The following is a 14,376-nucleotide window of genomic DNA, read 5'->3' as shown; positions in this document are numbered from 1 at the left end:
GTCTACGCCGAACGCGCGGCACCCTGGGCAGTGTTCAATGGCTGCAACTTGAACACGTAGAACAACACGGTCAGCAGCACCAGGAACGCCGGCCCTACATACAGTGCCACGCGGGTATCAGGGAAATAGGCCATCAGCCCGACCACCAGCACCAGGAACGCCAGGGCCAGGTACGAGCTGACCGGATACAGCCACATGCGGTATTTGAGCCCTGCCTGCTCGGCGAGGCTCAGGCCTTTACGGAATTTGAGCTGGGCCAGCAGAATCATCAGCCAGGTCCAGATCGCACCGAAGGTGGCGATGGAGGTCACCCACACGAAGACTTTTTCCGGTACCAGGTAGTTGAGCAGCACGCCCAGCAGCAACGCGAAGATCGACAGCAACAGCGCCTTGCGCGGTACACCGTTACTCGACGTAGTGCCAAAGGTGGCCGGTGCCTGGCCGTTCTGCGCCAGGCTGTAGAGCATGCGCCCGGTGCTGAAAATGCCGCCATTGCAGGAGGACAACGCGGCGGTGATCACTACGAAGTTGATAATACCGGCGGCCGTCTTGATGCCCAGGCGCTCGAACGTCATCACAAACGGGCTGCCCTGGGTGCCGATTTCATTCCACGGGTAGATCGACAGAATCACGAACAGCGCGCCGACGTAGAACAGCAGGATGCGCCAGAACACCGAGCCGATGGCGCTGGGGATGGTTTTCTGCGGGTTCTTGGCTTCACCGGCGGTGAGGCCGATCATCTCCACACCCAGATAGGCGAACATCACCATCTGCAGGGACATCAGCACGCCCTGAACACCATTGGGCATGAAACCGCCATGGGCCCAGAGGTTGGAGATACCCAGTGCGACGCCCTCATTGCCAAAGCCGAATGCAATGATGCCAACGCCGCCGATCACCATGGCAATGATCGTGACGATCTTGATCAGGGCGAACCAGAATTCGAATTCACCGAACGCCTTGACGGCGATCAGGTTGATCGTGCCCATGCTGATCAGGGCGGCCAGCGCCCAGATCCAGCGCGGCGTGTCGGGGAACCAAACGCCCATGTACACCGCCACCGCGGTGATTTCCGCGACGCAGGTCACCAGCCACAGGAACCAGTAGTTCCAGCCGGTGAGAAAACCTGCCAGCGGGCCGAGGTAGTCCTGGGCGTAGCGGCTGAACGAGCCGGCGACGGGGTTGTGCACCGCCATTTCGCCGAGGGCGCGCATGATCACCAGGATCGCCAGGCCACCGAGGATATAGGACAGCATGATCGCCGGGCCGGCCATTTCGATCGCCTTGGCCGAGCCGAGGAACAGGCCGACACCGATACAGGCGCCGAGGGCCATGAGGCGAATGTGGCGTTCACCGAGTTCGCGTTTGAGCGGGCCGCCTTGAGCGGTCTCGCCATGGGGCAGTGGGTTGCCGACTGGCATAGGGGTACAACCTCATTTTGTTATTGGATTGTCCGTTGAGTTTCCAGGGAGCAGGCCGGTAGGCCTGCGCCCTTGCCGAAACCGGGGCCACCTCATAGGCGCGCCCTGCTTGCCGGGCAAGATCAGCGGGCGTGCAGTATAAAAAGCCCGGAGCAGGTTCTTTCACTATAAAAGCAGGACAATTCAGGAAAAGAATCGGTAAAAACGTCATTTTACAGGAGCATCTATACTGCCTGGCGCGACAAAACGTCACTCTTGGAATAGAACTACAACACCAGCAGAAAATTCTTACTCAAAAATCAGATTTCCCTCCGGCACAGCCCTCAGCGACTAAGCTTCAAGCAAGTCCGATCAATCTGTGTGCAGGATCAATCGACTATGGGCGCACTGTGGCAAACCGACTCAAGCAAGGCTGCGACAGTAAAAGGCAGTTCGGAACCAGCGCCGTCACCCGAAAACAAACCCACGCCCCGTTACGGTCGCCGCCTGTTCTGGCTAATCGTCTTTATGGGCCTGATCGGCCTGGGTGTCGCCGCCTCCAAGGAATTGCGCACCTCGCGCCTGCAAGCCCAGGAACTCAGTCGCCTGGCCCGTGACCTCACCTACCAGGTCGAGCCCGGTCCCAGTGAGGCCATCGCCTATCCAGGCGCCGGCCCGTTCGACCGGCGCCTGGGCTACAGCGATCTCGACAGCTTCCTGCCACGCCTGCTCAAGCGCGGGTATGTGGTCGAGTCTCAGGTACGGTTCTCCCCAGCGCTGATGGACTACAGCGCCAAGGGCCTGTTCGTACCGTATGCCGAGAAAATCCAGGCCGGGCTGTCCATCACCGACTGCCGCGCCGTGCCGCTGTACCAGTACAACTACCCGCAACAACTCTACGCCAGCTTCGCGGCCATCCCGCCGTTGGTGACGCAGAGCCTGCTGTTCATAGAAAACCGCGACCTGCTCGACCCCGCGCAGCCCCAGGCCAATCCCGCCGTGGACTGGCCTCGCTTTGCCAAGGCCGCGTGGTCGCAAGTCGCCAAGCTGCTGCACCTGCCGGGCCAGAGCGCTGGCGGCAGTACCCTCGCGACCCAGTTGGAGAAATACCGCCACTCGCCGGACGGCCTGACCGTGTCAGGTGGGGAAAAACTGCGGCAGATGTTCTCCGCCGCCGTGCGCGCCTACCACGCCGGGCCCGAGACCCTGGGGGCGCGTCAAAATATCTTGCGCGACTACCTCAACAGCGTGCCGCTGTCGGCGGTGCCCGGCCATGGTGAAGTGCACGGCATGGCCGAGGGTTTGCGGGTGTGGTACGGCGCCGATTTCAACCAGGTCAACCTGGCGCTGCTGGGCCCGGTGACGCCCGCGCAGGGCCTCGCGCTGCGTCAGGTGTTGTCGCTGATCATCGCCCAGCGCCGGCCTTCCCATTACCTCACCAAAGGCCGCGAAGAACTGGTGCAACTGACCGACAGCCACCTGCGCCTGCTGGCCCAGAACGGGGTAATCGAACCGGCCTTGCTCAGTGCCGCTCTTGCCGCCAAGGTCACCTACCGCGACTGGGTGCAACAACCCACGGTGCAACCGATCGAAACCAACAAAGGCATCAGTGTGGCGCGCAGCCGCCTGGCCGCCCTGCTCGACCGGCCGCTGTATGACCTGGACCGCCTCGACCTCTCCGCCACCAGCACCCTGCAAGCCCAACTGCAGGGCCAGGTCAGCGACTACCTCAAGCACTTGGCGGACCCGGAATACGCCCGCCAGACCGGCCTGCTCGGCGAGCGCCTGCTCACCGCGTCCAGCACCGCGCAAGTGCGCTACAGCTTCACCTTGTTCGAGCTGACCCCCGACGGTTCGCGAGTGCGCGTGCAAACCGACAACACCGACCAGCCCTTCGATATCAACGAAGGCAGCAAGCTGGAACTGGGCTCCACCGCCAAGCTTCGAGTGCTGACCACCTACCTGCAAATCATCAGCGAGCTGCACACCCGATACGCCGCCCAAGCGCCGGCCGCGCTGAAAAAAGTCACCGTGGATGAGCAAGACCGCCTCAGCCGCTGGGCCCTCGACTACCTGACCCAGGCGCCAGACAAATCCTTGGCGAGCATGCTCGATGCCGCCCTCGACCGTACTTATTCGGCCAGCCCCGGCGAACGTTTTTTCACCGGCGGTGGCCTGCATACCTTTCATAACTTCCGCAGCCAGGACAACGGCCGCAACCCCACCCTGCGCGACGCCTTGCGCGAGTCGATCAACCTGCCGTTCATTCGCCTGATGCGCGACGTGGTGCGCTACACCACCTACTCCGGCGAAAACAACAGCGCCCAATTGCTCAAGGACGACAGCGACCCACGCCGCCAGGAATACCTCGCCGGGTTTGCCGACCGCGAAGGCACCACCTACCTGCGCAAGTTCTGGCGCAAGTACCAGAAGAAAGACACCCAGGCCCGTCTCGACACTTTCCTCGACAGCCTGCGCCCGACGCCGATCCGCCTGGCCGCCGTGCATCGTTACCTGCTGCCCAATGCCAGCCAGGAGAGTTTCAACCGGTTCATGCGCTCACACCTGGCCAGCGAAAAGATCACCGACGAACGCCTGCAAAAACTCTACCTGGCATACGGCCCGGGCACCTACGACTTGCCTGATCAGGGGTATATCGCCAAGGTCCACCCGCTCGACCTGTGGTTATTGGGGTACCTGCTCAACCATCCCGACGCGAGCTTCAGCGACGTGGTCAAGGCCAGCCAGTTCGAGCGTCAGGAGGTCTACAGCTGGTTATTCAAAAGTCGCCATCAACGTGCGCGGGACAGCCGCATCCGCACCATGCTGGAGGTCGAGGCATTCCTGGATATCCATCAGCGCTGGAAGGCGGTGGGGTATCCGTTCGACCATCTGGTGCCGTCGCTGGCCACGGCCATTGGCAGCTCCGGCGACCGTCCGGCCGCGCTGGCCGAGCTGATGGGGATCATCCTCAACGACGGCGTGCGCCCCAAGGTGCTGCGCATTGACACCCTGCACTTCGCCGCCGGTACACCGTATGAAACCCGGGTGGTCAACGACCCTGCGCCTGGCAAACAAGTGCTTGCGATGGAGGTGGCCCGGGCCCTGCGCGGCGCGCTGTCCCAGGTGGTGGACGCCGGCACCGCCAAACGTGTCGCGGGCAGCTTCAAACTCGCCGATGACACGCCACTGGCCATGGGCGGCAAGACCGGTACCGGCGACAACCGAATCGAAGCCATCGGTGCCGGCGGGCGCATCATCAGTTCCAAATCCATCAACCGCACTGCGACCTTTGTGTTCTACCTGGGCGACCATCACTTCGGCACGCTGACCGCATTTGTACCGGGTCAATCGGCCGAGCACTTCACCTTCACCTCGGCCCTGCCGGTGCAGGTGCTCAAGGGCATGGCACCGATCCTGATGCCGTATTTGCAGCCGGGCAGCCAGACGCTGTGTGCGCCGCTCGCCTCAGTCAACGCTGAAAAACAGGCGACGAGCCAAAGGTAGCTGGATCTGCGCCCGATGAATCTCCAGGGTCTGCTGCGCACGGCCGGTCTGGCCCAGGCGCATGCGCGCGAATGCGGCGGCCTGCACCTCGGCCTGGGCTTGTTGGCCCAGGCGCCGCTGCTCGGGGGTCTTGAGGTGTGCGGCAGTGAAATGATCGTCCGGGCTGACTTGGCGCGCGTAATGAAAATGCGCAAAGCACAGCGCTTTGCCCGTGTGCACATCCAACACGCGGTATTCCTGCAGAAAATCGTTGCGGCTGCCCGCCAGCTTCACCCTGGGGCCTTCTCGCACAATGCGGATTTCCCGCTGACGGTGCAAAAACGCCACATCGTCTTGGCTCAACGTTCGTCTTCGCGTAGCGCGCACCCTGGCGTCCAACCCGGCCGCATCAAGGCGAAACACGGCAGCACGCAGCTGGCTTTCGACCGCCTGTGCCTGGGCCTGTTGCGGCGCCGACAGTCGCGCGTGGTCGAGGCTGCGCAGCTTGTTGCGGACAGCATCGGCCAGCCATTCACGGCTGCGCCCCTGGGCTTCAAGCAGTTCCTGCAAAGACGCCGGGTCGTTGGCGCGCTCGACCATCGTCTCGACACTGGCAATGGCGCGGTCGACATCCTTGAGTGCGCGCTCGGCTTGTTTCAACAGGCTGCCCAAGCCTGGGTCCGGTCGCGGCGACGGGCTACGCGACAGGTCCCAGACACCATCTTCCCCCTCGGTGAACGAAGCCAGTAGGTTGCCTTTGTCGTCGTGCATGCGCGCGGTTTCAGCCGACGCGGCGGGGTCCGGCTCACTCAGTTCGGCAACCAATATGTCGCGGTTACGGGTGCGGATGATTTTTTTGCGCCGTTGCCCCTCGCTGCGCGGCACGGGCATCGGCTTGTCCTCAGGTTGCAACACCTGCGCGATCAGGCCTTGGGCGTGCTGGTGCATGGACGCTAACAGTTCCTGCAGTTTTTGCAGGTAGTCAACGTTGAATTTGTCCGGTTCGAAGGTGCGCCAGAATTCGATCTGGTCGTCGGTCTGGGTGTACACGTGGTCGATGCTTTCCAACAGTTCAATGCGCTCGGCGGCGGTGGTGTTCAGGCTGTCGAGGTCGGCCAGGGAGCGACTGGCCCAGCGCGCGCGGTCGAGGGTGTCACCCATGCTGGCGAAGAAATCCTCGTCCAATAGCGGGGCTTCGATGTCGATGGCAATGCCCCATAACGTGGTGAGTTGCAGAGACTGCAGATCCAGCACCGAAGGCCGCGCATGCATCCCGGCCGACACCGCCCTGGCACGGTCACGCCCCAGCCGGGGCACGTGGAAGAGCGCGTCCAGGTAGCGTGCTTCCAGCCCCCGCCAATGAATCGCCCGTGCGTGCACAGCGGCCAAGGCGCGCATGCCTTCGTGCAACTCGCGGTGAGCCTGGCGATTGGCAGGGGTCCTGGCTTCTTCTGCGGTTTCCTGCGCCAGCCCGTCGAGCAGTGGGCGCACGTTAGCATTGAGCGCGGCCATTTGATGGCGCATCTGGGTGTCGAGCAGTTGGGTGGTAAGGATGAGGTTTTCCAGCACCTCGCACACATCCTCTTCATAGCGCGGCCGCGGTTTGAGCGCTCGCAGGCGGCGCAGGGCCTGGAGCTGCTGTTCGAGGGCGGACACCTTGTCGGCCATCGCCTGGCGATAGCTGTCTTGAATCTGATTGCGCTGGCGCTCATCCAGAGTGGTGTTCTTCTTGTCCAGCAGGCTGCGGGCCTTTTCCATCGCGTGACTGGCGCGGTCCCGTTCATGGGTGGCCTTTTCATGGGCCTCCTCGAGCTTCACATAGTCGTCGGCAGGGCGATCGGTCTGGCGGTCCCCGCCACCCAGCAGACGCAGTTGCAGATCAACGTCCCACACACCCTGCCCCACGGGTTTGAGCCATGGCCCGTCGGTGCGACCGTCCGGGCTGATCACACGCACGCGGCCCCGGTCGATGCGTACCCGGTAATACTCGCCGCGCACCTGCGCCTGCCATTGCGCCGGCGTGTGGCGGGCGTCACGCAACAGGCCCTGCCAGCGGCCGCTGGTGCGTTTGCTCAGTTGCGAGCCCGGCAGGGTTTTCAGGCTCAACGCACGCAGGCGCAGCTGCAACTCATGCGTCAGCACGTCCCGGGCATTCGCCCAGCCGGCGGGGGCGGTGAAGTGGGCCGGGGTGGGCAATTGCACCCGTGGCCGCGCGATGGGCGCCGTCTGTAACACGGGTTTGAACACAGGGTGCGGCCAGGGCAGCTCACCGCGCGGATCGTGGGGCGCGGCCTGATGGGCGAGGATCGCCACGAGGTTGACCAGCAGGTCGACGAGCGCCGCGCTTTCGACGCCCAGGTCATCGCTGGCCAGCCCGGCCATGTCCTGTTGCGCACTGTCGAGCACTTGCAGCAGCCAGCCACCCAGCATCAACGGTCCACGGGCATAGGGCAGCAGCGAACTGAACAGCAGCCAGCCGGCCTGCTTCAAGCGAGCCCAACGCAGTTCGGCATTGGACAGCGTCTGCCGGTCGGCCAGCCCCACCAACGCCTCGGCAACGGCGGCGAACACTTGGTGGGCCGGTGGTGCGTCGCTCAGTATTTTAGCGAGGGTGGCCGGCGCCGGTTTTTCGTAGTGGGTGAACTCGTCGGTGGGCAAAAAATGCCGGATGTGCGGCTCGCGCAAACCACCTTTGGCGTATACCGACTGACGCGCCGGAGCAATCCAGGCCAGCACGTCGTCCTGCAACGGGCCGGGGATGCAAATCGCCTCCAACAGCGCCGCCAGGGTGGGGAACTCCTGCAAGGCCGTGCTGGACAACGGTTGGTACAAGAGGTGCGGGCCGAAGCCCGAGTCCCGGGGGCCGATCACAAACATCGTGGCGACCCGGTCCGCATCCGCCGTGGCGCTGGCCTTGAATGCCAGCGGCCACAACGCCATCGCCTGGCCCTTGACCGCAGCCTGCACGCGTTGAAAGCCCATCAGGCTCAGCGCGCCCCGCAGCTTCATTTCCAGGGCCAGCATCGGCAGTTGAATGCGCCACTGCGCGCCGAACAACTGCCGCCGCCGAGCAGCCTCGCCCACGTCATCCAGCAGGTTTTTCTTCAAGAGCGCGGGATACGCCTGACCGATATCGACCTGCGTCACGCAGCCCTTGAGCAGGTCGTAGCTCAGCCACTCGGGAGCCGGTTTGCCATTCAGGGTGATGGCCTTGGGTGTGTGGGGAAACCCGACGAGGTTCTCCAACGCCAGCTCGGGCAAGGTCAGGGTGATAGGTTCGACTTCACCGGCAATAAAGCCGCCCGGAACTGGCACGGCAGCGGCGATCACCCGGTTGAACGTCAGGCTGATCGCTTGCGCGGACAGCGCGGCGGCTTTAGGTTCTCGGCCCAGGCAGGTGCGCAGGCGCTCGACGGCAAACGCCTGCAACGGCGCGATGCCGTCCATGAAGTGCACGGCGCCCTGCTGCTGACGCAATTGCAACCAGTCCTGCAGCAGACGCGCGCAGGCCAGGCTGTCGGCGGCGCCCGCCTGGGCCAGCCACAGCGGCAAGCTGTTGCGCAGGTGCTGCTGCAATGGGCTCAAGCGCTCGACGAACCAGCGGCGCGCATCGGTGATGGCGTCCAGCATGTCGAGGATCTGCTGCGGGGTACGCGCAAGCGTGCGCTCGATGCTGTCGATGTCCCGCAACTGGCAGGCCAGGTAAGCGGCGGCGAGGTTGTCGAAGGGGTCACCCTGGACCTCGGCCACGAACCACTGGTTCTGCGCGGCATCGCAGGCCTGCAGCCACGGTTCGGCATCGTCCAGGCGTTGCAGCACCTGCACGCCGCTGGTCGGGCGAAACAGCAAGGACTGCTCGGCACCGGTGGGGGCGCGATGAGTGATTACCAGCAACGGCGCCATCAACGCCTGGACATCGGCCTGGCCCTCGTGGCGCAGGTACACAGCCTGCACCCGTGCCGGGCCGTGCATGCTCCAGTACGGATCGGGACGACGGCGTTTCAACAGGTTTTGCGGGAACCATCGATCCCACTCGTCCTGGCTTAAGCCGGGCGGTGCGGGTGCATCGTGGAGCAAGCCCAGCAGCCCGTCCGACAGCCCCGCCCAGCGACTGACGTGCCCGGCCACCGGCTCGTGCCACCAGGCGTGCAGACGTTGTCCATAGGCATCGAGCAACTGCGTGCCACATTGATTGATCAGGGTTTCCAACTCGGCAAGGGTCGGCGCGCCCGGCAAGTACACTTCACGCGTCCGCCGCATCACCTGGTGATAGCCCTCCACCAGCAACATCGGTCGCGCCTGGGCCAGGCGTTGCACCAGCAATTCGGGCAGGGACTGATAGGGCCCGGTGGGGCTGGCGAGGTAGATCAACTGCGCCGACAGGTTCCAGGCGCGCAGGTGGGTGTCCAGGTAGGCCTGGGCGCACTGCAGGGCCACCGCCGCCAACGCGGGTGGGGCTCGAAACAATGCGTGCAGGGCGTCGAGATGGGTTTGGCGCAACGAGGTCATAAGGGGGTTTCCCAAGCGGCAAAGCCGTCACGCTACGCCCCGGCATCAGTCCGCCCTCGATAGACAATTACCCCAGCTAACTATGTAGTCCCCGGCGGCGTACCCGCGCCCTAGGCTGATGGCTTTGTCTTCATGCCCAGGTCCTCCGCCATGCCCAACAAAGGCCCGCATTACTCACTGATCACGCAGAAAATCCCACCCTGGTTACGGGACACCGCCTGGCCCAGAGCCCAGGCGCTGAACCGCACACCTCCGGCCATCGCGCCCTGGCACACCCAGGCCGGCAGCGCGCTCAAGCAGGCCAATGCCCGTGCCTGGACCACCCAAAATGACGTCGACAAGCGCTTGCAGGCGATCCAGGACGTGTATGCCTTTGCCGAACCCCTGCTGCTCCAGGCGCTGAAGCGACAGTACGCCCTGGAAGAAAACGTGCGCGAGACCTACCTGTTTCTACACGTCGTCAAAAGCACGATCCTGCCAGCGACCACCAGTCGCACGGTGTCGCTGCTGGACGCCGCGCTGCACAACTTCGCGCGGGACGAGCGGTTCAGTGACAGCTCCACTTACATCACCCGCCCCGACGCCCGCGGCCACTTCGACAGCAAGCCGCTCAAGTCGCGAATCAGCATCGAGCAGTTCGTAAGCCTGTGCCGCGAGCTGGACCTGGGCGCCCGTTACCAGGCCCACCTGCAAGCCCACCTGATGGTGCCGGGCCTGCAACCCGCCGTCATCGCCAGCCAGCAAGCCGCCCTCGACCTGGCGGCGCACATGGCCCTGGCCCGACAGGACATCAGCGCGGCCAGCTTCCACCTGATGCAACGCACCCTGCGCGGTGAACGCGGGGTGATGCAGTTTCATGCGCTGCGGATGCACGACACCCTGCTGACCGGGCCGCTGTTGATTGCGCCAGACCTGGACAAGGCTCGCGCCAGCGTGCCCATCACCGTCTACCTGCCCCACGATTCACAGGCACCGCTCAAGGACTACCCGAGCATCCCAGCGTTCATGGACGCGCTGAATGCCCGCCTCAAAAGCAGCAATTACCGCCGCGACTTCAGCCTGTACGTCGGCCAGCAACAGCGCGGGCATTTCTTCGCCGCACTTCAACAGGGCCGACGCGTGACCTACGGCGCACGTCGCATCGAGCGCGACCTGTGGCCGTGGCGCTACCAGCAGGCCCTCGACAAGATCTTCAATGACGCCCGCGAGCGGGTGGTGTCCACCGCCGACAGCGACAGCCGCGCACGCTGGGCCTGGTGGGACAACGTCAGCAAAATCCTCGACGAATTGCTTGACGTCGGTTTGCTGGTGGTCACACCCTTCGTTCCCTTCCTCGGCGAGCTGATGCTCGCCTACACGGCCTACCAGTTGCTGGATGAAGTGATCGAAGGCGTGGTCGATCTTGCCGAGGGTCAAGCACTGGAAGCCATCGGACATCTCGTGGGGGTGGTCAGCGATGTGGTGCAACTGGGCGCCTTCGGCGTCGCCGGCAAGCTCGTACCATCGGCCTTCATCGACCAGCTCAAGCCGGTCAAGGTCAACGGCGACACCCGCCTGTGGAACCCGGACCTGCGCCCCTACGCCTTGCAGGATGAATCCGCGCCTGGCGCCCGCGACGCCCTGGGCCTGCGCCAGCAGCAAACCCGGTTGACGCTTGCTGGCAAGCACTATGCAGTGCAACGGGATGGCGACGACATTTTTCGCATCCAGCATCCCAGCCGCCCCGACGCCTACGCGCCGCGCCTGGACCACAACGGCGAAGGCGCCTGGCGCCATGAAGCGGAAGGTCCGCGCAGCTGGGACGACGCCACGTTGCTGCGGCGCCTGGGGCACTCACTGGATCACTTCAGCGATGCCCAACTGGAACTGGCCCGCGCCATCAGCGCCACCGAATCCGGCACCTTGCGCGCTGTGCATGTGGACAACAGTGCACCGCCGCCGCTGCTGATGGACAGCCTCAAACGCCTGAGCATCAACGATGAAGTCCAGCGCCTGCCCGAACGCCTGCGGGCCGGCGAAGCGGTGGACCAGGACACTTACTGGAGCCCGCACATGGCCATCGAATTGCCGGGCTGGCCAACGGAGCAGGCCATCGACGTGTACGAAGCCGCCAGCCTCAGCGGCAGCCACCAGCGCTACGGCACTCCCGATGCGCGCCAGGTCCTGGCTATCAGCCGCATGGCCTTGAACGAAGGCAAGCTCGCCGAGCGCCTGGTGGACAGCCTCGATGAACGCCATGTGCGTGCGCTGCTGCCCACCGTGCCCGCAGCGCGTACCGCGCGCATCCAGGCCTTGCGCGGACACCTCGCCGATCAACTCGCGGTCCGTCACCGCGGCGTGTTCGACTACCTCTACGGCCACAACGAACAGCTCAACAGCACCGAGGGCGTGCAGGTACGCAGCGCCGCACCTGACCTGCCGGCGAGCGCGGTGACAGCGCTGTTGGCCGAGGCACGGCCCGCTGAACTGGCCACCCTGCGCAACGAAAAACACGTACCGTTGCGCCTCGCCCAAAAGGCCCGCGAGCTGGCCGAGGAGGCCCGCCAACTCCGTACCCTGGAGGGCTTGCACCTGCCGCCGCTGTTTCACCTCGACAGCGAACGCCTGATACTCAACACCCTGAAACGGTACACCGATGCCTTCGGCGACCTGCGCCTGGAAGTGCGCGAACACAGCCGCGGTGGTCACCTGCGTTGCGCTGCCGGGCCGGATGACGCTACTACCGTGCAGGTGCTGGTGCGGGATGAAAACGCCCGCTACCGCCTTGCACCGAACACCGCCACAGACTTCTACAGTGGCGTGTTGCAGGCTTTGCCCGCTGCCCAGCGCGAGCGCTTCAGCGGTGGCGACGGTATGCGCCGCTGGGTTATCGAGCGAACGCAGACCCAAGAGGCGCGTCGCACCGTACTGCCTGCTCCATCGCCAGCGCAGCGGGAAACCCTGCGCTTGGTGCAACGCCCACGGTTCAAGTGGGTGAGCCGGTTGCTCAGTGGGTCACCGCCCTCCGTGGAGCAACGGGTGCGGGCGCTCTACCCGACTCTGCGGGGCGAGCGCCTGAATGCCAAGGTCCAGCAATTGGACACGGTTGAGGGGCGCCAGGCCCTGGACATTCTGGAAGCGGAAAAAAAGGCCTTGATCGAAGACCTCGACGCCTGGGTCCGGGCCCCCGCTCGCTGGCACGGCGGTAACCTGCGCGCACGCGAAGCCGAACGCCTGACCCGGACGCACTTGAAAGCCGCCTTGTGCCAGGCGTGGGAAGACAGCGCCAGCGGTTATGTGGACTACTACGGTGTGCGCCACCCCGGCAGCCATCTGGAACTGGAGGGTTGGCCACTGGGCATCCATCTGCGCGCCACTCCCGCGCCCCGCTCACCCTTTCCTTTTGTCACCAGCCTGAGCCTGATCGACAGCAACTTCGGTGACGAACAGGCTGCATTTCTGGACCTGTTTCCCAACCTGATCGCCCTTGAACTGACCGGCAACCACCTGACCCGCCTGCCCCACGCCATCAGCGCCATGCCGCACCTGAGCCTGCTGGGGCTGGGCAACAACCCCTTGCGCTGGAACCCCGCGCGGCTGGCGCGATTGAACGGCCTCACCCACTTGCGCGCCCTGGACCTGTCCAATAACCGCCGCCTGACCACTGTGCCGGACGTCGGCGCTATGCCTCACTTGCGCGAGTTGTACCTGGCCAACACCGGCATTCGCGAGTGGCCCGAGGGCCTGTTCGAACACACGCGCTCGTCGCACTTTCATCTCGACCTGCAGAGCACCGCCATTGACCACGTGCCGCAGTTTCTGCCGTGGCAACCCGAGGCCGACCTTGTGGCGCGCACCCGTCTGGACCGCAACCGCCTGACCCTGGAGAACGAGGACCGGATGGTCAGCTACCGCCTCGCCGCCGGCCTGGACCCCTATCGCCATTATCCGCCCAGGGGCCCGGAAGACAGCGCGTTCTGGCTGCAGGGCCTGAGCGATGACGTGCGCGTACTGCGCCAGCAACAGTGGGACGAACTGGAGCGGGAACACAATTCCCAAGGCTTTTTTGAAGTGCTGCGCGGCTTGCAGCCACCGGATTATTTCGAAAACCTGATCGACCACGCCGACTACTTCCGCAATCGCGCCGAACTGACTGACAACGTATGGCGCATGCTCGACGCGATCCACGCCGACGAAGCCCTGCGCCGACGTTTCTTCATCATGGCCGGTCAGCCCGGCAACTGTGCCGACGCCAGCGCGCAGATCTTCAACAATCTGGGCGTGCAGACGCTGCTGCACGAAACCTGGCTTGAGCGACCCTTGCTCACCCAGCAGGCATTCGCTCATCGCCTGGCCAATCTGGCTCGCCAAGTCTGCCGGCTGAACGCGGTGACGGCGCTGGCAGAGGATGAAGTCGCACGGCGCATCGCCCCGCCTGAACTGGGCGGCCTTGGCCTGCGCCTGAGCACCGATATGCTGGACGGCGTACCGGGCACGGTGGATGAAGTGCAGGTGCACGCGGCCTACCAGACCGGCCTCAAGCATTCATTGGATCTGCCCTGGCTCGCCGGTCACATGGTCTACCGCGAAACCGCCGCCGTGGACGGCCCCATGCTGGAACGCGCCTACCACGAGGTATTACGTGGCGAGCACGGTGACGGGCTGGCCAACCGCATGCTGGAAGTGGCGTTCTGGGACGACTACTTGAGCGTCAATCACGCCGAGGCGCTGGCGAGCAACCTTGCGTACTTTCAGCAACAGTCCGGGCTGATAGACGATTTACAGCAGGCCCAACACGCCTGGTTCAGGGCCGAAGGTACCGCCAGGCAGGCGCTGCGACCGGCCGTGAAAACCCTGGCCAATGCACTGGGCCTGTCCCACAACCGCGTGTTCACCGAGGAGCCCATGAGCGATCTGACCTATAAGCGCTTGCAGGATGACCTGGCAGCACGCAAGCAGGCACTCGCCCGCCAGTTGACGCGCCAGGCACTCGACGATTGAG

At 64.4% G+C, this 14,376-nt stretch carries 4 protein-coding genes; 2 read left to right on the top strand and 2 right to left on the bottom strand.

The window, feature by feature from the left end:
• Positions 1 to 2 precede the first annotated feature (2 nt).
• Entirely contained in the window at positions 3 to 1,421 is a 1,419-nt protein-coding gene (locus CQ041_RS01530) for an amino acid permease (RefSeq protein ID WP_105520705.1), read from the bottom strand.
• A gap of 378 nt (positions 1,422 to 1,799) precedes the next feature.
• Between CQ041_RS01530 and CQ041_RS01525 the strand changes: the two genes are divergently transcribed.
• Positions 1,800 to 4,907: a transglycosylase domain-containing protein gene (locus tag CQ041_RS01525; protein ID WP_105520706.1), complete on the top strand. Its 3,108-nt coding sequence runs from the start codon at positions 1,800 to 1,802 to the stop codon at positions 4,905 to 4,907.
• Here the strand turns inward: CQ041_RS01525 and CQ041_RS01520 are convergent.
• Positions 4,869 to 9,395: a dermonecrotic toxin domain-containing protein gene (locus CQ041_RS01520; protein WP_105520707.1), complete on the bottom strand. Its 4,527-nt coding sequence runs from the start codon at positions 9,393 to 9,395 to the stop codon at positions 4,869 to 4,871. The genes CQ041_RS01525 and CQ041_RS01520 overlap by 39 nt on opposite strands.
• 132 nt (positions 9,396 to 9,527) lie before the next feature.
• On the opposite strand from CQ041_RS01520, the gene CQ041_RS01515 reads away from it, so the two are divergent.
• Positions 9,528 to 14,375: an NEL-type E3 ubiquitin ligase domain-containing protein gene (locus tag CQ041_RS01515; RefSeq protein ID WP_105520708.1), complete on the top strand. Its 4,848-nt coding sequence runs from the start codon at positions 9,528 to 9,530 to the stop codon at positions 14,373 to 14,375.
• Position 14,376 lies beyond the last annotated feature (1 nt).

It is taken from the genome of Pseudomonas sp. MYb60, assembly GCF_002979555.1.
Lineage (GTDB): Bacteria > Pseudomonadota > Gammaproteobacteria > Pseudomonadales > Pseudomonadaceae > Aquipseudomonas.
Note: the sequence above shows the minus strand (reverse complement) of the source record. Positions and strands in the feature narration are given on the sequence as shown.